17 protein-coding genes are annotated in these 18,802 nt (G+C 37.0%); all 17 read right to left on the bottom strand.

The window, feature by feature from the left end; genetic code table 11:
- Positions 1 to 9: 9 nt before the first annotated feature.
- A complete protein-coding gene (gene ftsL / locus C231_RS07845; protein ID WP_018659473.1) occupies positions 10 to 405 on the bottom strand; it encodes a cell division protein FtsL in 396 nt (131 codons plus the stop codon).
- A 22-nt stretch (positions 406 to 427) separates the two neighbouring features.
- A complete protein-coding gene (rsmH, locus tag C231_RS0104630; protein WP_018659472.1) occupies positions 428 to 1,381 on the bottom strand; it encodes a 16S rRNA (cytosine(1402)-N(4))-methyltransferase RsmH in 954 nt (317 codons plus the stop codon).
- Positions 1,382 to 1,399: 18 nt separating this feature from the next.
- Positions 1,400 to 1,831 carry a division/cell wall cluster transcriptional repressor MraZ gene (mraZ, locus tag C231_RS0104625; RefSeq protein WP_018659471.1) on the bottom strand — a complete coding sequence of 144 codons (432 nt, stop codon included), beginning with the start codon at positions 1,829 to 1,831 and terminating at the stop codon, positions 1,400 to 1,402.
- Between the two features lie 206 nt (positions 1,832 to 2,037).
- Positions 2,038 to 9,504 (bottom strand): InlB B-repeat-containing protein, encoded by a 7,467-nt coding sequence (locus C231_RS0104620; RefSeq protein WP_018659470.1) that lies wholly within the window; start codon positions 9,502 to 9,504, stop codon positions 2,038 to 2,040.
- A gap of 289 nt (positions 9,505 to 9,793) precedes the next feature.
- Entirely contained in the window at positions 9,794 to 10,165 is a 372-nt protein-coding gene (locus C231_RS0104615; protein WP_018659469.1) for a DUF3397 family protein, read from the bottom strand.
- An 85-nt stretch (positions 10,166 to 10,250) separates the two neighbouring features.
- Positions 10,251 to 10,421 (bottom strand): 50S ribosomal protein L32, encoded by a 171-nt coding sequence (rpmF, locus tag C231_RS0104610; RefSeq protein ID WP_018659468.1) that lies wholly within the window; start codon positions 10,419 to 10,421, stop codon positions 10,251 to 10,253.
- 38 nt (positions 10,422 to 10,459) lie between these two features.
- A complete protein-coding gene (locus C231_RS0104605) occupies positions 10,460 to 11,035 on the bottom strand; it encodes a YceD family protein (protein WP_018659467.1) in 576 nt (191 codons plus the stop codon).
- Positions 11,036 to 11,113: 78 nt separating this feature from the next.
- Entirely contained in the window at positions 11,114 to 12,289 is a 1,176-nt protein-coding gene (locus tag C231_RS0104600) for a nucleotidyltransferase (protein WP_018659466.1), read from the bottom strand.
- Between the two features lie 7 nt (positions 12,290 to 12,296).
- Positions 12,297 to 13,037 carry a class I SAM-dependent DNA methyltransferase gene (locus tag C231_RS0104595; protein ID WP_018659465.1) on the bottom strand — a complete coding sequence of 247 codons (741 nt, stop codon included), beginning with the start codon at positions 13,035 to 13,037 and terminating at the stop codon, positions 12,297 to 12,299.
- The gene (gene rsfS / locus C231_RS0104590; RefSeq protein WP_018659464.1) at positions 13,022 to 13,384 is read right to left on the bottom strand and encodes a ribosome silencing factor; all 363 of its coding nucleotides are present in this window, start codon (positions 13,382 to 13,384) and stop codon (positions 13,022 to 13,024) included. The genes C231_RS0104595 and rsfS overlap by 16 nt, the downstream gene beginning before the upstream one ends.
- 13 nt (positions 13,385 to 13,397) lie before the next feature.
- Positions 13,398 to 14,012 carry a bis(5'-nucleosyl)-tetraphosphatase (symmetrical) YqeK gene (yqeK, locus tag C231_RS0104585; protein WP_018659463.1) on the bottom strand — a complete coding sequence of 205 codons (615 nt, stop codon included), beginning with the start codon at positions 14,010 to 14,012 and terminating at the stop codon, positions 13,398 to 13,400.
- Positions 14,009 to 14,641 (bottom strand): nicotinate-nucleotide adenylyltransferase, encoded by a 633-nt coding sequence (locus C231_RS0104580; RefSeq protein WP_018659462.1) that lies wholly within the window; start codon positions 14,639 to 14,641, stop codon positions 14,009 to 14,011. Before C231_RS0104580 ends, yqeK begins: the two co-directional genes overlap by 4 nt.
- 23 nt (positions 14,642 to 14,664) lie before the next feature.
- Positions 14,665 to 14,970, bottom strand: coding sequence for a ribosome assembly RNA-binding protein YhbY (yhbY, locus tag C231_RS0104575; RefSeq protein ID WP_018659461.1), 306 nt, complete (start codon positions 14,968 to 14,970; stop codon positions 14,665 to 14,667).
- A gap of 17 nt (positions 14,971 to 14,987) precedes the next feature.
- Positions 14,988 to 16,112 carry a ribosome biogenesis GTPase YqeH gene (gene yqeH / locus C231_RS0104570; RefSeq protein ID WP_018659460.1) on the bottom strand — a complete coding sequence of 375 codons (1,125 nt, stop codon included), beginning with the start codon at positions 16,110 to 16,112 and terminating at the stop codon, positions 14,988 to 14,990.
- A complete protein-coding gene (locus C231_RS0104565; RefSeq protein WP_018659459.1) occupies positions 16,093 to 16,632 on the bottom strand; it encodes a YqeG family HAD IIIA-type phosphatase in 540 nt (179 codons plus the stop codon). Before C231_RS0104565 ends, yqeH begins: the two co-directional genes overlap by 20 nt.
- A gap of 16 nt (positions 16,633 to 16,648) precedes the next feature.
- Positions 16,649 to 16,900 carry a DUF1797 family protein gene (locus tag C231_RS0104560; RefSeq protein WP_018659458.1) on the bottom strand — a complete coding sequence of 84 codons (252 nt, stop codon included), beginning with the start codon at positions 16,898 to 16,900 and terminating at the stop codon, positions 16,649 to 16,651.
- 177 nt (positions 16,901 to 17,077) lie between these two features.
- Entirely contained in the window at positions 17,078 to 18,802 is a 1,725-nt protein-coding gene (gene ptsP / locus C231_RS0104550) for a phosphoenolpyruvate--protein phosphotransferase (RefSeq protein ID WP_018659457.1), read from the bottom strand.

The raw sequence follows: 18,802 nt of genomic DNA, 5'->3' as shown, positions 1-18,802 counted from the left end.
ATCACCTAATTAAGGGCGTAGATTTTTTACATTTTTTTCATTCATTTTAAGGCCCTGTTCTTCTGCAATTTTGTACACTCTTTCATAACGGCTAAGCTCATGCACATGTTGCGTCAGATTATCAACAACGACCTCCGTCTTCATAATCTCTTCATTCATATCTTGAACTTGGCGATTTAAGTTAGAAGTATACATAGCAGAATAAACATTAAAAATAAGCAGCGCAAAAACTGCCATCGAAAAAATGGCAATCATAAAAGCTTCAACACGCGTTAGACCGACATACACTTTAGGTGTTGCAACGGTTGGTGTCTCTTTCGCAATGGAAGGATCATACGTTTTTTTAGGAAGCGCAGTTGCCACTTGTTCCATGTTATAATTTCTTGCCAAGTTATCGTTTATCATCTTCAATACTCCTAACTAATGATCATTTTAAGCTTTGTTTTTCAGCAATTCGCAATTTTGCACTTCTTGCACGACGATTCACATCAATTTCTGCAGTTGTTGGCAAAATCGGTTTTCGGGTAATTTTTTTTAATATTGGTTTCTTAATATTTTCTGGCAAAATGGGTAATTTTGCAGGGAATGCTTCAGCCGTTGATTCATCTTGAATGATCTGTTTTACGAGACGATCTTCCAATGAATGAAATGTAATAACACTCAACCGCCCTTTTAAATTAAGAAGATCAATGGCTTGTTCAAGTGAATGTTCAACCGCCTCAAGTTCATTGTTAACCGCAATTCGCAACGCTTGAAAAATTCTTTTAGCTGGATGTCCGCCACGTCGTCTTGCTGGCGCTGGAATAGCTGATTTAATTATTTCAACAAGGTCAAAAGTCGTTTCAATAGGACCTTTCTGGCGTACACTTTCAATTTCACGTGCCACTTGTTTTGAGAATTTCTCTTCTCCATAGCGGAAAAATATTTTGACCATTTCTTCATATGGCCATTCATTAATAATTTCATAAGCAGTTAATGATTGGCGACTATCCATTCGCATATCGAGCATAGCCTCTTGGTTATAGCTGAATCCGCGGCTTCCTTGATCAAATTGTGGAGAACTTACACCTAGATCATAAAGCACACCATCGACATGCTGGATCTCTAGCTCCTCTAACGTTTGCTTTAAATCCGCAAAGTTACGATGTACCAAAATCAACTGCCCCGTATCGATAACATCTTTTAAACGTCTTTTTGCATTTTCTATTGCAGTAACATCTTGATCAAAAGCGATAACTTTTCCTGTCCCTTGCAACTGGTGCAAAATAAGAGAAGTGTGGCCTGCGCCACCTAGAGTACAGTCGACATAAATTCCATTTTGTTTCACATTTAAGCCGTCTACTGCTTCATGCAGCAATACTGTCTCATGTTCAAATGCCATCTTACTTCTCCTTCACTCTTAAAATCCGAAATCAATCATATCTTCAGCAATTTCTTCAAATGTTTCCTCAGCTTCTTCTGTAAATTGTAACCAGCGTTCTTCGCTCCAAATTTCAAAGCGCTCTGAAACACCTACTAAATAGCAATTTTTCTCAATGCCTGCATATTCAATCAATGTTTTAGGTAAATTTATTCGACCTTGTTTATCAAGTACACAATCGGTTGCAGCCGAATAAAAGAAGCGAGTAAATTGACGTGCTTGTTTTTTAGCGAGTGGTAGTTTTTTTAATTTATCTTCAATATTCTCCCACTCTTCTTGGGTATACCCAAATAAGCAGCCATCAAGTCCACGAGTGACGATAAATTGCTCACTGAGCTTTTCGCGAAACTTCGCTGGAATAATTATGCGCCCTTTTGCATCAATGGTATGTTTGTATTCCCCAATTAACATTTGCCGTCACTCCTCCCTTTTTACCATTTACAATATGAGTCTACCATATTCCCCCACTTTCCACCACATAATTACCCATTTCTTTTTCAAATCGCATAAAATGTAATATTTGTAACATAACAAGGGAATTCACGTTCCCTGTTAAGGTGTATAAAGCATAAAAAAAGTTCCACATCACAAAAGTGATGTGGAACTTTTAAATTATTTTAGAAGAGTTCTTTATCTTCTCGTCTATTAAAACCTAATGTTGCTAACAATGACCCCACTACTAACAAGAATAGCATCTGTTCTAAGTTATGAGCAGTACCTGTCTTAGGTAGCTTACGTTTATTACTTGGCTGAGCAGTCGTCGATGAAGTTGACTCATTTGGTTTAGTTGGATCAGTCGGTAATTTTGGTTTATTGGAATCATCATTTGGTTGTTTTTCAACCTTTTTAGCGATGTCCTCCATTCGTAATAAACCATTTGCCGCCAAATTATAATTGCCACTGGCATCCATAATTTCAAGCTCGCCATTTTTTATTCTAAATTTAATATCTTTTGCAAGCTCATATCCATCCGGAGCCTCGACTTCTACCATAGTATATTCGCCATCTGTAAGATTTAGCAATTTAGCTTCTTTGGTCGTTACCCATTCATGTAACACTTTATCATCTGCTACAATTCTAACCGTTGCACCGACCAATTCATCCGTCTTACCTTTTTCAACCTTACTTACGGTAATTTCTTTACTATATCTTTCAGCTAATACGGTTTGTGCTTTGTCATTTCTATCTTTATGCTCGACAATATGGTTGACTTCAGCATCACTATCATCTAGATAAAGATCTGCACTTATTGCCGTTTCATAGATAACATAAGCAGCATCAGCTTCAAGGCTAACTTCTCCAAAGTCTACATCAAAGCTACCATTACCATCAGCATTAATTTCGATGGCATCGCCACCTTCAAGCGTGATCGTTTTAACAACTTCGCCCGCTGGAGCATCCTCTGTGAATTTCATCAATTCTGAAATAATCACATATTTCTTACCAGCTGGCATATTTTCATAAGTTACTGTATCTACAATACGTTTTGTTACAGAAGATTCTTTGTATGGAACTTTCACAACTGCAGCATTTTCAGCTGTCCCAGTTACTTGTTCACTGGCTTCGCCTACGGAAATGGTTGTTTTAAGTATTCCTGTTGTCGGTACTTTTGCTTTTTTGACAATAATCGTTTCTGACTTGTCTTTTATCGCTTCTTCAAATTCAGGAACAGGGGTCCATTTGCCCGCCTGATCACTGATTGCATGAATAAGGACTTGCTCTTTATCGACAACCGAACCGTCCGCTTCAAAGAATCGGTGAGTGTGTTCACTATGGCCTTTTACGAGTACAACATATTGATGATCAGATAGAAGCGTAATATCCGCAAATTGAATATTCCATTCTCCAGCTCCTGTTTCATCGGCAACTTTTCCTGTAAAATGTTCATCTTTTACAACATAATCGCCTGCCGTTATATCGTAGAGACTTGCAATCACTGTATAACTTTCATTCGGAATCAATCCTACATATTCTATGTTATCTGTAACGGTCAGACTTCCTGCTGCTTCTTCTCCATATAGAACAAGTCCGCTAGTTTCTGATGCCGTTTTGCCATTCACTTCTACAATTGTTTTTAAAAGTCCATCAACATAGTCTAGAACTGAATCTTGAATTTCTTTAGGTTTATAAGAATATCGTGCAGTAATGATCGTTTCATTTTGTGTGAAGATATTCTTACGTGTTAAATCGATACTTCTTCTATTTTCTCTCGGTTCGCCGATCGTCCATTGTTCATAGGTCCAATCTTCGATAGCTTCTGGCGTGTCCACTGGAATCATAACTTCCGTATTCGGTTTAACCCAGAAAATTCTTTCATCACTAACTTTTGCTTTAGTGGTAGGTCTTACGATAACTTTTACATAATTTTTTGGAACTTGTGGCTTATCTTTTCCAGGTTGTTCAACCACCTCATCTGCAAAGACAGGATAAATGACTGTATCTTTTGCAAAATTCTGACGGAGTGGAAGCCCATGAGCCGTAGTCCAAGCATCATCTTCAAATTGGAAATGTCCATCCTGATCGCCAGATTCATTTAATTGATCCTGATTATCAGATGTCCAGTATAAGAAGCCTGATGCTTCTTTTTCTTCATCAGTAAAGTCAAAGTTTTTAATTCTTACTTTCGCTTTCGGATTGACATAAAATACTTTCTTATGATGTCCCGCAACTTTATCTGTCGGGTCAATAGTAACTTTCACATAACCATTTTCAAGTTCTGGAACATCTAAAGTATCTGGCATGTCGGCTGGTCTGTCGAAATTAATATTCAATGCCTCATAAATGTTCTTATACAACTTGACTGGCACATTAATATGCGTCTTCTGACCTTTATAAGCGCCACTTGCAAAAGTTACTTCAACTTTCAGAAGAATATCTCTACTGAATTCTTCATTATCCTCTTTGCCATTTTCTTTAAGTGCTTCATAAGGATCATTTTTGATGACGATCTCAGCATCGCTTGGCAAAGCAGTGAACGTCCCATTTTCATCTTTATATTGGAGGAATGCTCTTAAATCATCTTCAGTAGGAATGAACTTATTAATGTAATCTGTACCAACTTTAGACTTCAATGATTCCGCAATTTTCAGCGGTGTCACTTGTAGCTCAATCATTTTCGCAGCTTTGATTGATTTTTTATAGATGGCTTCAATGACAGTTACTTTATCAGCGAATTGATGATCTTTAAAGTCAATTGTTTCGGCAGGATCAACCGCTTGCAAATGATCATCATCTTCCCCTACTTGAACCTTTTTCCACTCATTGAAAATATAGTCTACTTTTTGGTTGCCAATTGATACACCATTGCCATCTTCAAGTTCAACCTGTTGATCTGATTTTCCTGTAGGATTTACAATGCCTGGAATTTCAACTTTTTTCGTTGGATTTACCCAGAAGATTTTTTCAAATCTCGTATCATCCGTTGCTTTGTCCGTTGTGTTAACGATAACTTTTACATAGTTTTTAGGAACTTGTGGTTTATCTTTTCCAGGTTGCTCAACAACATCTTCAGCGAACATTGGTTGGATTACTGTTTCTTTTGTGAATTTATATCTCTTCACCTTATCTTGGTCATCTTTAAAGAGGTAGACACCGTCTGTATTGACCGCATCATTGTCAGATGTCCAAGAAATAAAGCCAATTTTTCCTTTTTCCGCATCGGCGATAACTATTTCTGGAATCTCAACTTTCGCATGCTTGTTGACATAGTAGACTTTGGTATCTTTGTTGCTTACCTTGTCTGTCGGGTTGACAATAACTTTTATATAATCGCCCGTAACATCTTTAAGATCACCTTTTTCCGCATCGGCTAAGTATTTCGGTTTTTCGCCAGTCGTCAATGCTTCGTAGATGTTTTTGTAAATTCTGATCGGAATCTCAATATCTTGTACCGATCCGCTACCATAATCCACAGTAGCAGCGATTTTTACTGTTCTAAAATCTTCATTAGAGTCAGAATTTCCTAATTCTTTTACCTTTTGATAGATTTCTTCTTCTGTTTCATTAATGGTGACATTAATTCCTGCTGGCAATGGACCTTTGACGCCATTTTTCACCCAAGAAAGTGCCCCTTTCAAATCATCCATGGATGGCATAAAATCATTGACATCTTTCAAGGATTCCGTACGAACTAATGGATCAATATGTAGTCCTGACCAGTCAAAGAAAGCTGTAAATTTATAATTACGATCAATAACTGTTCGGCGATTAAATAATTTTGACTCATCCCAATAGACGAATGCCTTACCAGGGTCTGGCTTAATATAAAACTTATCTTCTTCCTCTGAGTCCTCTTCTTTTAGCTCTTGTGGAATTGGGATATGGTCAGAATATAGACCATCAATGACATCATAAACGACTTCAGTTTTCACGCTTCCGTCCGCTTTTCGAGCAAAAGTTCCGCCTTTTCGATTTGGGTCGATCTTGAAGACTACTCGATGATAACCATCAGGAATAACGGAGCTTGAACTTTCTCTTTCGATAACTCGAATATCTTTATAATAGAAAGAAATCTCATCGGAGCCATCACCACGAGCACCATTAATTCCTAAGAAATTACCTTCCGCATCTAAATCAAAGAAAAGTTGCTGTTGAGGTGCAGACGTTAATTTCCATCCTGGAATCTTTCTATAGTTTCTGGAATCATAATGACGATTTCCATTTTCGACAATTTCTGGGCCGCCTTCTTTATTGATAATGCGGTATGCTTTTTTATTGTCTTCAGTTAGTTCCTTATCCTTAATGCGTTCATCGAAATAATTAATTTTATATTTTCGCGTTCTGAATTTTCGGTAGTAGAAATGGAACTCATTGAATGCATCTGGATTCTTTTCGCCATTTGCCAAATAAGGATTGGCAATTTTCATTGTTTGGAAGTAAGCATTTTTTCGTCCGGATTTTCTTAATATTTCTTCGTAGTCAGCATTTCCTTCCAATTCATTTCGTTCATCATCATGTTTCATTACAAGGTAATCCGTTCCTTGCTTTGTAGCTACAGCTGAAACATATGACCCAACACGTTTCAATGTAAGATATTCTGTTTGTTTTCTTAATAATTCCTTACCTGTTGAATCATAAAAATGATGAACAACGGGTATGCTAATCAGATTATTAGGAACCCATATCGCTTTTAAGTAAGCATCTTGGACGACTTCATTTTGAAAAGCATATAACTCAGGAACGCCATAAGTGTCCTTATAGGTTGTATTGACTGAACCATCAGCTTTTTTGCGAACGACTTCCCAACCTAAGAAATCATAACCTTGACGTTTAGGTGACCACACAGGTTCTTTTATTGTCAGACGATGATTAATATTTACTTTTTGAACAGCCTTTTCATTATCACCTGCTATGGTGACTTCTGGTAAAATATATTCTTTTTCACCAATAGTAGTCTGAATTTTTTCGCCTTTTTTATGCGTAGCCAACTGTTCAGGTTTTAGTGCTCCTAAAGTTCCGCCATTTGGATCAAAGGAGATTGTCCAAACATGTTCTTCCTCTCCCCAAATGCCATAGAGAGCAATGTTGTAGTTAGGCATTTTTGTTGCATTTTTATCCTTTACAAGTTTCTCACTGCCGTCCTCTTCTCTTACTACCTTTTGAATCATGTTGACACCCTTAGGGTCAGTTGCCCAGCCCAAGAATTTATAACTCATTCCTTTTCCATTATAAACGTCTGGCTTATCAGCTTCTGTTAGAAGTGGAAGTTTGAGGTCTGCTATTGGATAGTCATATTTCACATCTTGGTTCATGCTTGACCCATCTGCAAAAGTCTTTCCTTCAAAATATGAATCCTCTTGCTCTACAGTTGGATTTGAATTTAGATTTAATTTATAAGAATTTCTCTTATATTTAAAATCAAGACGTGCATTGCAATTGTTTGTGATCATTATAATATTATTAAATACAACTGGCGGGATCTGATAAGGAACTTTTTCATCCTCAGGTCTACCTTCATTTAATTCATCTAGGGCATTTTTAACAGACTCTTTTAACTGCTCAGGTGTAGCTTTTCTTACATTATTTATCCCCATTAATCTTAGGAATTTCATATACTCCAACCTTGTCGCAGCCTGTCTCTCCGGTGTTTTAAAGCCTTTAAGCTCGGGTGCCGCAAATCTAAAACCAGAAAATGCTGTATCCCATTTCCAATAATATAAACTTGGAGTATATTTATACTCTCCATCATTAAAAGTTTCCAGTTGAAAATCTACATGGATAGGTCTTATATTATTTTTACCAGAAAGGGCGATTCCAAAGACTAAGTCCTTATCACCATAGTAATTATCTTTATATCCCTTGCTTGTGGATTTTTTTGTATATTCAATATCTATAAATTCATTTGCAGTGAGCCTGTAGGGTGGGGTATCTCTATAAAAGATGAGCACTTGACCACTCGCTAGGTGTGTATTAAGAATCCAACCTTGGTTTCCCGTCCTATCTTTGGGATTTCCACGAATATAGGCATCTGTTGGCCATAGACCTCTTAGGGACTGTCCAAAGCGAGCACTGAAAGAATAAATATCATTTACCATTTCATAGCCTATTGTTCCATCTTCTTCATTTGGTGTATATGAGCTGTGATCTCCCGTTGGATAAAATAACTTTTTGTTCTTGTGGTCGATGATTACAGGATTGTAAGAATCTCTGCTTTTTACATTATTTTTTTCAAAATATAATTTATAGACTGTTCTATTGTAAAAAACTTTATAAATTGTATTGCCAGTTGCGTCTATAGTTTTTTGAACTAATCCACCGTCAGTATTGATAGAATTTTCCTTATCAGTTAGATCTTTGTTATATACAAAATATTTACCTAGCTCTTCTTTATTGCTTGTAATATTAGCAGGTTTTCCCTCTAAGTCTGGGAAAGTTACACCTTCAGGCAACATTTCTTCAAGATTTGGAGATGTTCCAACCTCTTGATTTGTCATAACACGAGCGCCTACATAGTCATATTTATCCCTTAGATTTTCTGGAACTTCTTCTCCAAAATCGTGGTCTGCTTTTTCCGTATAATATAAAACTGTATAATCCGCCGTTAGTTCTTCTTCCCATACTGCGGTAAATGTCAGATCGTGAGCTGGCATTCCTTCAAAAAATTCCGAATTTTTGCCAGGAATTAGAGTTCCAGCTTTAATAACTTTCTTCTGTGCGCCTTCTTTATAGTGAATATCGTGAGAAGCTTGCCAACCTTTAAAAATAGCGCCAATTTTTTGAGGTTCTGATGCCTTTGGAATGGTATGTCCATAGTAAAGGACTTGCGCTGGAATATCTGTTCCGCCACTCGTATCATAATTAACAACGAATTTTGAGCGATTATAACGATATTCCACTTCAAAATCTCGCGTATTTTCTGAAATACGGACGACAATTTGGTTCTCTTCTGGTTCAAAACCGACACGCTCATCTTTGTCAAGAGATGTTATCACAAGATCGTGACCAATACGTCCTTTTTGATTTTCCACAATAGGGTCATTCTGACCTGGCAATGGTCCATATTTCTCATTGTTATAAAGCTCTTGAAAGACGTGCTTAACTTTTATCGGCATTTCAACCGAACTATATACAAAGTCAAGGTTCGTCCATAAAGAGTGATCAAAGATAGCATCCTTAGGTGTTGTTTCTTTGAGTTCTCCTTTTTGTTGTGCATTATTCTTAACGAAATCATATGTAATATGGATATCTTGAATCGGACGAGAATAACCATCCATCTCTGGAAGGGGTTCGATATGATTTATCTTATCTTTTTCTTCCTGAGTCATGAAATTCTCATCACCCACCGTTGCGATATAAGGCTGATAGTTCGTTTCGCGACGGTCGCCACGCTGCACCTTGAAATTATTCTCCACTGTATAGGTAGCAGGATAATCAGGATCTTTAAGCTGATCATTCGCTTCTTCCTTACTCGTTGGATCCTTATCAAATTTCGCAGGAGTTTCTACAGGTGTAGCATTAATATAACTACTTTTTTCGCTTGAAATATCGTGATAGCGAAAAGCACTGACAACACCTGTCGTTGGACCAGTTAAAATCATAGTGGCTGCCATTAATGATGTAACTGCTTTCTTTAATTTTGCTTGCATTATAATCTCCTCGTTCTGTATTTAACATTATTGCCTTAATTAAATTTTAATATTTTATAATTGATTATTTACTCTATAATTCCATATATATTGTAAATTGCATTATACCATATTGAAAAATTGATTAGAAGCATATTCATTGTCTGTTTGTTAAATTATATCTACTTTTTGTAAATTATTATAAATATATTGTAGGCCATTAGAATTTTTCTCTAAAATTATCCGAAAATGTCCGCACTAAAAAAGCCTTTTCTCTCGAAAAGGCTTTTCATAACCCACTCATCTTAAATTACCACATGCAATACAAGAAATAAATTCCTAAAATACTATGCCCAAAGATGGCAATGATAAAAATCAAACGCCACCATACGCGGAATATCTTCCAAAAATAAATCTCACCTGTCATAAAATATAAATAACTTGCTAACATAATCCCTAAAATACAAACGAGAATAACCAAATACAATGTATATGGAAAAGTAAATAGCAAAGCGTCCATTCCAATCACAGACACCACCAAATAGGGCACAAGTACATCTGGTGTCCGCAAACTCTTCACTAACTTAGTTAAAATAAGATCAACTTTTTTGAAGTTAAAAAGAATGATAAAAGGAAATAAATAAAAAATAATAGCTACAATAAGATCAACAAGTCCAGACACTTCACGACCTCCTCCATTTAGTCCTTACTATAGCATAAAATAGCTATAGAAAAAACGCCTTTTAAGGAAAGACGTTTTCGGATTATTATTCAACTACTTGTTCATCACGATAATAACCACATGCTGGGCATACATGGTGGCTTCTTCTTAATTCTCCACAGTTTGGACATTCTGATAAATTAGGTAGCGTTAATTTTTGATGTGTACGACGTTTTAGTTTTCTTGTTTTAGACGTTCTTCTTTTTGGTACTGCCATGACCAAACACCTCCTTTAAGTTTTTCGCTTAAAGCCATTTAATTTTTGGAACTCTCTTCATCCGTTTCAGGAAATAAATCTTTCAAAACTGCAAATGGCGATGCACTCCCCCGCTCACTTAAAACAGGTTCATGTCTTTTTTGTTGGTAATCTTCTTCAGACAACATTTTCCAATCATTTCCCGATGGCAAATCTTCACTTTTTCGTTCCTCTTCAGTTAGAACTTTTAACGGTAATGCGGTTAAGATTGTATCTTCAATTGGTTTTTGCAAATCAATGGAATGTTTTTCGAGATGAAAAACTAAATCTTGTTCCGCTTCTTCCGCCGGTCTGTCCGGAGAAATATAAAGTTCGGTAAAAGGAAGTTCTAATGGCACACGTGTCGGTGTTAGCGAACGAGTGGATGGTAGAACAAGTGTCAATTGCAAAGTGGCTGTTACTAAAAATTGATCCATATTTTCAGGAACGATACTTCCCGAAATCTTAATCGGGCTGACATCTATAATGTCTTTGTTCCGTTTCATTAGATCTTTTTTCAGGTCCGCTTCTCCAGAAATAATGAATGGTTCATTTGGCTGTTTTCTTAGTTCTGTTAATGCCCATTTTAATTTCAAAGTATCACCTTTTGCCTTTCACATAACGTTTGAAGCACTAGGCAACATCAATAATTATACAACTGCCGCTAAAGATAGTCAACGCCTTTGGACAGGATTTCTTGTATAATCTTGTATTTTTACTGCAGTAGGTTTCGCTAGACGATAAATTTCACCCGCTTGAATGTCTAGTGCATATGTATTGCTCTCAACTTTTCCAATAATTGTGTCAGGACGTATACCTTTGCGGCGCAACAGTTTTAAATATGATCTTCCCAATTCAGAAAACCCAAGCACTCTAAGGTTCGCTTTTTCATTAAGTCGCGATATCATGTCAGGACCATTCCACCGTAGCAACCCATAAAGTGCTAAGCGCTCCAGTCGGGCTTGTGTATATGCTTTTGTTTTGATATATTCCAAAAATTGCGCATATGTATCAGCTTTTCGTGCTGCATCTTTTAATAAATATTCTAAACCATTATTCATTTGATAAATCATTTGCAATGAGTCAATCGATGATACAATGAGTTGATATTTTAAATAAGGCCAGAAATCTTTCCATGTTATGAGATTTGCATTCGCCTGTGCTATTATTTGGAATGTTGATTTTGGAACAAATGCATGAATATCTTCTTTTTTGAGAAGCGCTTGGCGAATAGCGGTGCCACTTGCATATTGTTTGCCTTCAATTAGGCGCTGATCAAAATGTGAAGTTCCTATTCTTTCCAGTGGATGCATTTTCACGTCCAAATGGTTGCTGACAATTTCTTTTGCATAAGAAAACCCAAGTCGGTTATTCGATGTTGTCAGATCGAGCGTGATAGGTAATTCACTTTGCATAATCGCCGCTTGGAGTGCTTCAGGATACGCTTGGGATTTTGAGTTTTCACGAACTTTTTGGAATATTTTATGTTCTTGATCTAAAAATACTTCCGCAGCATTTTGAAAATCTGTTGCCATTCCAGATTCACACCCAAATACAAGATGATCAATCTCTAGCTGCGTCAATACACTCAAACCACCGCGTGCAAAAAAATCTGCCGCTTGAATAGCAAAATGAATGGGTAATTCCATTACTAAATCGATGCCAGCAGCTAAAGTCATCTCTGTGCGCATCCACTTGTCCATTAGAGCAGGAATTCCGCGTTGCATAAAGTTACCACTCATAACAGCAATAATAATAGCCTCACGATCTTGTTGACGAATCCAGTCGATTTGGTATTGATGGCCATTATGAAATGGATGATATTCTGCTACAATTCCCCAAACCGACATCTCTTCCCTACTTTCTTACTTCAAAAAATAAACGTCTGCTTTCAGCTTTAACATCCTGTCCAAACTCAGCTATTACATTGATTTTAGAAAAACCTGCTTTTTTTAATTGTTCAATAACGACTTCAATGGGATATGTTCTTTGCACATGTACTTCATCGAATCGCTGATAGATTTTATTATCCATTGACTTCATAATGGTCAAATAATGTTCACAAGAATAAGGAACATCGCCCGAAAAACTATCCCACAACAAAATTTGGTCCGCTTCAATGTCATGATAAGAAAAACCATCGTATTGAGCCATCTGATAAAGAGAATGAATATCAAATAAAAAAATACCAGAATCTGTCAAATGATTAAACACTTCCGAAAAGACTCGCAGCCAGTCACCATCATTCGTCAAATAACAAAGTGAATCACAAAATGAAACAATACCATCAAATAACCCAAAACCGTCTAAATCACGCATATCACCTTGAACAAGTGGAAATGCTACATTTTGCTCTTGTTGCTTAGTTGCAGCTTGCGTTAGCATCTCTTCTGAGAGATCTAATCCTACATATTGTGCACCTTCTTTTGCAAGTCGAACACCCAAATGCCCTGCTCCACATCCTAAATCTAGTATCTTAGCACCTGTAATAGCTGTGCGGTTGGTGATGTATTCTTTCCACTGCTCATAAAGCGACGGATTCATGAAACGATTATAAAGTTCTGCAAATGTATTATATTGATCTAATTGATAATCCATTGTGAAATCTCCACAAGAGGGGCTTCAGCCCACAATCCTTCTAAATTATAAGCATGACGATTTTCTTCATCAAAAATATGGACAATCACATCACCTAAGTCAACAAGCAACCAATTGCCGTCCGCTTTTCCTTCCATCACTGCATGCACTCCGGCCTTAGCAGCTTCTTGAATAATTGCCTGCGCAATAGCATTTGTTTGGCGGTTAGTATTTGCTGTGATAATCAATTGATAATCCGATAAAATCGAAATGCCTTTCATATTCAAGGCAATGATGTCTTTGCCACTGCGTTCATCAGCAGCTTTAATTGCCAATTCTAAAATTTCTTCTGGTGTACGTTTCTTCATATATTATTCGTTCCTATTCCTTTCCTTTTTCATTTTCACTTATCCATGCATTATAATTTTGCAATGTTTTAGGGTAGATGCGCGCTTCTTTTTCTAATAAATATTTTAAAGTGTGTTGCAACTCAAAAAAGACAGCCGCATCCAGCGATCTCTTCGCAATCTCTCGTGCATGCTCTACTGCTGGAAAATCTCTCGCTGGTTCAATGAAATCTGCCACAAAAACAATTTTTTGAACGAGCGGTGCATGTGGCAAACTTCCACACGTATGCTCAGCAATAGCTTGTAAGATCTCATCATCTTCAATTCCAAACATCTTATTGGCCAAAATGGCTCCCGTTGGTCCATGCCAGACCGCATTACCAAAACTGAGTAAATCTAAATCTAAATTCTCACTAATAATTAAATCACGCATGGAATGATCTGGCGCTTCTTTTGCAAAATCATGCAATAAAGCCGCAATACTTGTTTTTTCTTCATTTGCTCCATATCGTCTTGCTAAGTCTAACGCAGTCTGTTCGACACGCATCACATGTTCGAAACGTTTTGAACTCATTGCTGCCGCAACTTTTTTAAGTAGTTGCTCACGTGTCAAATCAATATAGTGCGTTGAATATTTTATTGTTGTCATGATTGATACAATCCTTCTTGTTCGATATAAAAACGGACATCTTCTGGCACGAGATAACGAATAGATTGCCCCACACTTACGGCATGACGAATATATGAAGAAGATATGTCAACCGCAGGAATATCTACTGTAATTAATGGGAATTTTGAGTCCAAGGAATATCCTGATCGTTTTACAGCAACAAAGGGTATGATATTCACCAATTCATCAGCATTGTGCCAAGTTACTAAATCTTCCACCATATCTGCACCGATAACAAAGTAAAAATCAACCATCGGATAGCGTGCCATCAATGCACGTACTGTGTCAATCGTGTAATTCTTACCGCCATTTTGAACTTCATATTGGTCAACAAAGAAATCCTCATTATCATCAATAGCCAGTTGTAGCATATTTATTCGATGTTCAGCAGTAATTGTTTTTTTCTCGTGCACATGTGGAGGAGTAGCCGTTGGCAGAAACATCATTCGATCCAACTGAAGAATCGATTGCACCTGTTGCGCAATCATTAAATGTCCCAAATGTGGTGGATTAAATGTCCCACCAAGAATGCCAACACGTAATCGCTCTTTTTCAGCAAGTGATTGAGTAACTGGCTGTTCAATAAGTGAAGCTTTTAATTTATCCACAGTATCCTCCTTTACTTATCTTTTTAAAGCAGTGTTGAATACTTTTGATATTTCTCAGTACTTGAACGTTTGAAAAGCACTAATACTTTGCCGATCACTTGTACGACTGTAATATCCGAATGTTCTTCAATAAATTGAGCGGCCTCTTTGGCAGAAAGAGGGGCATTTTGTAGTACTGAAACTTTTATCAATTCATGTCTTTCTAATGCATTTTCATATTCTTTAAGCACTGCTTCATTCAATCCCGATTTTCCAATTTGAAATAAAGGGTCAAATGAATGCGCTGTTGCACGTAATGTTCGTTTTTGTTTTCCTGATAATTTTTCCAAACTTATCCTACTTTCTCTTAACCAATCATTGGTTTTCTCATTGTAACTTCTATATTTTTTGGAACCCATAGTGATACTTTTGTTCCTATCTCTTTTATATGAATCCAGCCGAGTCCCGCAATCACAAGGTCTGTTGGCTGCTTGATGACAAATGTTTTTTCTATAAGCGTTGATGTGGACATCTTAGCACCTTTTAGGGTAGGTGTTAGAAGTTTGCCCGCTTGTTTTTCAAAAAGTTCAGCCGCTTTTTCAGTTTTCGTGCGATGAATAGGCAACCGATTCGAAAAATAACATTGAAAATGTTGTAGCTGTGGCCCTTTTTTATAATCCATTCGCGCAAGTCCTCCAAAAAATAATGTTTGACCATTTTTTAGCGGATAATTTTTAGGTTTAATTTCTTTTTGAGGAACTACTTCTTTTAAATCTTTTGCATCAAGATAATGCGTATAATTTGTCTTTAAGATGATGCCTGGTGTATCTATCATTGAAGTTGTATCATCAAGTGGTATCATAATTTTCCCAAGCGTTGTTCCCGGAAAATAAGATGTAGTAATCAATCGTTTAGATTCTGTTCCAATTTGAATCATTTGATTGATGAGCGTTGATTTGCCTACATTAGTCGCTCCTACAACATATACATCGCGCCCTTTTCGTAAGCGCTCAATCGTTTGCATTAGCACTTTTACAGATTCAGATTGAAGTGCACTCACCAATTGACATTCTTGCGGACGTACTCCCCAGTCATGCATACGCTCAATTAACCATTGCCGCATTTTCCCTTCTTTTAACGAACTTGGGAGCACATCTTTTTTATTACCCACAACTAAAATCGGATTGTCTCCCGCAAATCGCTGAATTCCTGGAAGCATTGTACCGCTGACATCAAACAAATCGACAACATAAACGATTAATGCGGGCGTTGCACTAAGCGCATGAATCATCGCTAAAAAATCATCATTCGTCTGCTCTACATCTTGAATTTCATTATAGTGGCGCAAACGAAAACATCGCCGACAATAGACATCCCCTGCTTGTTTTTCAAAAGTTGCTGCAGGCACATATCCCGAAAGCTCGGGGGAATGCGTCTGGATCGTTGCACCACAACCAATACATATCAGATCATTACCGGATTCTTTGGTCAAGTGAGTCCCTCCATTCTATTCTTGGGTCTTCTTTAGTCAATTTTGAAATAATTTTCATTTCTAGATAGCGATTAATTTTTGTATTCCAAGCATCAGATGCTTCAATAGGCTGAACAAGTACACAATCAATTCCATACAAATTCGAACCTACGACATCCGTAAAAACTTGATCGCCAATCATTAGCACGTCTGATTTTTTTACATTATATCTTTTTTGTAACTTTTTAAATCCACGACTGAATGGTTTCATTGCCCATGAAATAAATGGAACATGCAACATATCGGCTACTTTTTTCACGCGATGAGTGCAATTGTTCGAAATAATTACCACATCAATTCCTGATGCAACAACCTTTTGAATCCATTGCAAAGATTGCTCGGTCGCATCTGGGTGATTCCAAGCAATTAATGTGTTATCCAAATCGGTGAGTACTATTTTTACACCATTTGCGATCAATTCTTGTGGTGATATATGATAAATGGACTTCACCATCCATGTGGGTTTAAATACTTTCAGCATGCCATTCTTCCTTTGTTTATTTTTTTATCATAGGCTGCACTAATTCAAATATTTCAATTGCAGCATAATCAATATTATCAAATTCCAATGTGCTTGTTTCTTCTTGCGAATAATCTTCCACTGTAAAAATATGTGTTTTCTGATTATAGCATACTTTTGCACGTGGCTGTCCATCAACTTCAAAACGTCGCTCTTGTTGTGTAGATGTCGTATCGTGTTGCATGGCTCCTAATCGATTCAAAATTTTATTTAGTAATGATGTTTCCATCTTTCTCCCTCCCTATGCTATTATCCATTGATAGTGTCTCATTTTATTTCATCTTATTATCTATTTTAATACATTTTACTTCTTTTTTATAGGAGAATCGGTTGGAATGATGCGTGCGGCTCAAAATAAAAAGGTTGGAAATTTCCAACCTTTTTATTTATTATCTTGTTCAATTTATTATTGGTGAACTATTTTTTCAACTAATGCTTTGACTTCTTCCGCTGTTTGACATTCATAAAGTGCCTTATTAGCAAGAGATGCCATCTCTTTTGAATCAAGTTTGCGAATAAGTGAACGGTTTTTCAATACATCGCTTGCACCAATAGAGAATTCATCAAGTCCTAGACCAATGAGAAGTGGTACGGCAATCGGATCTCCTGCCATTTCTCCACACATTCCAGTCCAAATACCTTCTTTATGTGCAGAATCAATCACATGTTTAATGAGTCGTAAAATTGCTGGACTATATGGTTGATATAAGTATGAAACGCGTTCATTCATACGATCTGCCGCCATTGTATACTGGATCAAATCATTTGTACCAATACTGAAGAAATCAACTTCTTTCGCAAATTGGTCTGCAATGACTGCACTTGACGGAATTTCTACCATGATACCAATCTTAATATCATTTGAAATTTCAACGGATTCATTGATTAATTTTTCTTTTTCTTCTTCAAAAATAGCTTTCGCTTGTTTGAACTCTTCAATTGTTGCAATCATTGGGAACATAATATGTAAGTTACCATAAATCGATGCTCGAATTAATGCACGCAGTTGCGTTCTGAAGATCTCATCCTGATCCAAGCTGATACGAATTGCACGATAGCCTAGGAATGGGTTGAGCTCGGAGGATAGTTTTAAATATGGCAATTTTTTGTCGCCACCAATATCCATTGTACGAACAACGACTGGCTGATCTCCTGCTTGTTCCAAAACTTCTTTGTAGGCTACAAATTGTTTGTCTTCTGATGGAAGCTCATTTGAATCCATATAAAGAAATTCCGTACGATATAGCCCTACACCGTCAGCACCATAATGCAAGACACCTTCCATATCGCGAGGGGTCCCAATATTTGCTGCAATTTCTACTTCTACACCGTCAGCAGTTACAGATTTTTCATCGCGTAATTTTTGCCAAACTTTTTTTAGTTCAGCAAAATCAGCAGCTGCTTTTTCATGCGCAGCTTCTTCTTCCGCAGATGGATTGATAATAACCTCACCTTTTACACCATCAACTAAAAGAAGGGTGCCTTGTGGTGCTTTTTCTGTGATATCTCCCGTTCCAACAATTGCTGGAATTTCAAGGGAGCGCGCCATAATTGCCGAATGTGATGTACGTCCCCCAATATTTGTAACGAATGCTTTGACATATTTTTTATTTAGTTGAGCAGTGTCACTCGGTGTCAAATCATGTGCTACTACAATAACTTCTTCATCAATTCCTGCAGGATTCGGTAATGTAACTCCTAGCAGTGCAGCTAGTACACGTTTGCGAACATCACGAATATCTGCCGCTCTTTCGCGCATATAGGCATTATCTTCCATCGCTTCAAACATTTGCACGAACATTTCAGTAACTTCTTCAAATGCAAATTCAGCATTTACCGACTCTGATTCTATCTTATCTTTTACTTGTTGAACAAGTTCTGGGTCAGATAAAACCATAACATGTGCATCGAAAACTTGCGCTTCCTCTTCTCCTAAAGATTCTGCAGCAATCTCACGAATTTTATGCAATTCATGAATGGACTGATCAATTGCTTGATCCAGTCGATTAATTTCGCTTGCACTATCTTGAATATCAACACGTTTCACTGACAAATCTGGCTCTACTAATTGATAGACTTTTGCTTTGGCAAAGCCATCACTTGCTGCTATGCCTGTGACTTTAATACTCAT

It is taken from the genome of Allofustis seminis DSM 15817 (assembly GCF_000374325.1).
Lineage (GTDB): Bacteria > Bacillota > Bacilli > Lactobacillales > Carnobacteriaceae_A > Allofustis > Allofustis seminis.
Note: the sequence above shows the minus strand (reverse complement) of the source record. Positions and strands in the feature narration are given on the sequence as shown.

Coding starts and splice junctions, on each gene's coding strand:
- rsmH (WP_018659472.1), bottom strand. CDS start 1,381: ATGGCATTTGAACATGAGACAGTATTGCTGCATGAAGCAGTAGACGGC.
- C231_RS0104565 (WP_018659459.1), bottom strand. CDS start 16,632: ATGCTGAAAGTATTTAAACCCACATGGATGGTGAAGTCCATTTATCAT.
- ftsL (WP_018659473.1), bottom strand. CDS start 405: ATGATAAACGATAACTTGGCAAGAAATTATAACATGGAACAAGTGGCA.
- rpmF (WP_018659468.1), bottom strand. CDS start 10,421: ATGGCAGTACCAAAAAGAAGAACGTCTAAAACAAGAAAACTAAAACGT.
- yqeK (WP_018659463.1), bottom strand. CDS start 14,012: ATGACAACAATAAAATATTCAACGCACTATATTGATTTGACACGTGAG.
- rsfS (WP_018659464.1), bottom strand. CDS start 13,384: ATGAAGAAACGTACACCAGAAGAAATTTTAGAATTGGCAATTAAAGCT.
- mraZ (WP_018659471.1), bottom strand. CDS start 1,831: ATGTTAATTGGGGAATACAAACATACCATTGATGCAAAAGGGCGCATA.
- C231_RS0104600 (WP_018659466.1), bottom strand. CDS start 12,289: ATGTCGGTTTGGGGAATTGTAGCAGAATATCATCCATTTCATAATGGC.
- C231_RS0104595 (WP_018659465.1), bottom strand. CDS start 13,037: ATGGATTATCAATTAGATCAATATAATACATTTGCAGAACTTTATAAT.
- C231_RS0104620 (WP_018659470.1), bottom strand. CDS start 9,504: ATGCAAGCAAAATTAAAGAAAGCAGTTACATCATTAATGGCAGCCACT.
- ptsP (WP_018659457.1), bottom strand. CDS start 18,802: ATGAGTATTAAAGTCACAGGCATAGCAGCAAGTGATGGCTTTGCCAAA.
- C231_RS0104560 (WP_018659458.1), bottom strand. CDS start 16,900: ATGGAAACATCATTACTAAATAAAATTTTGAATCGATTAGGAGCCATG.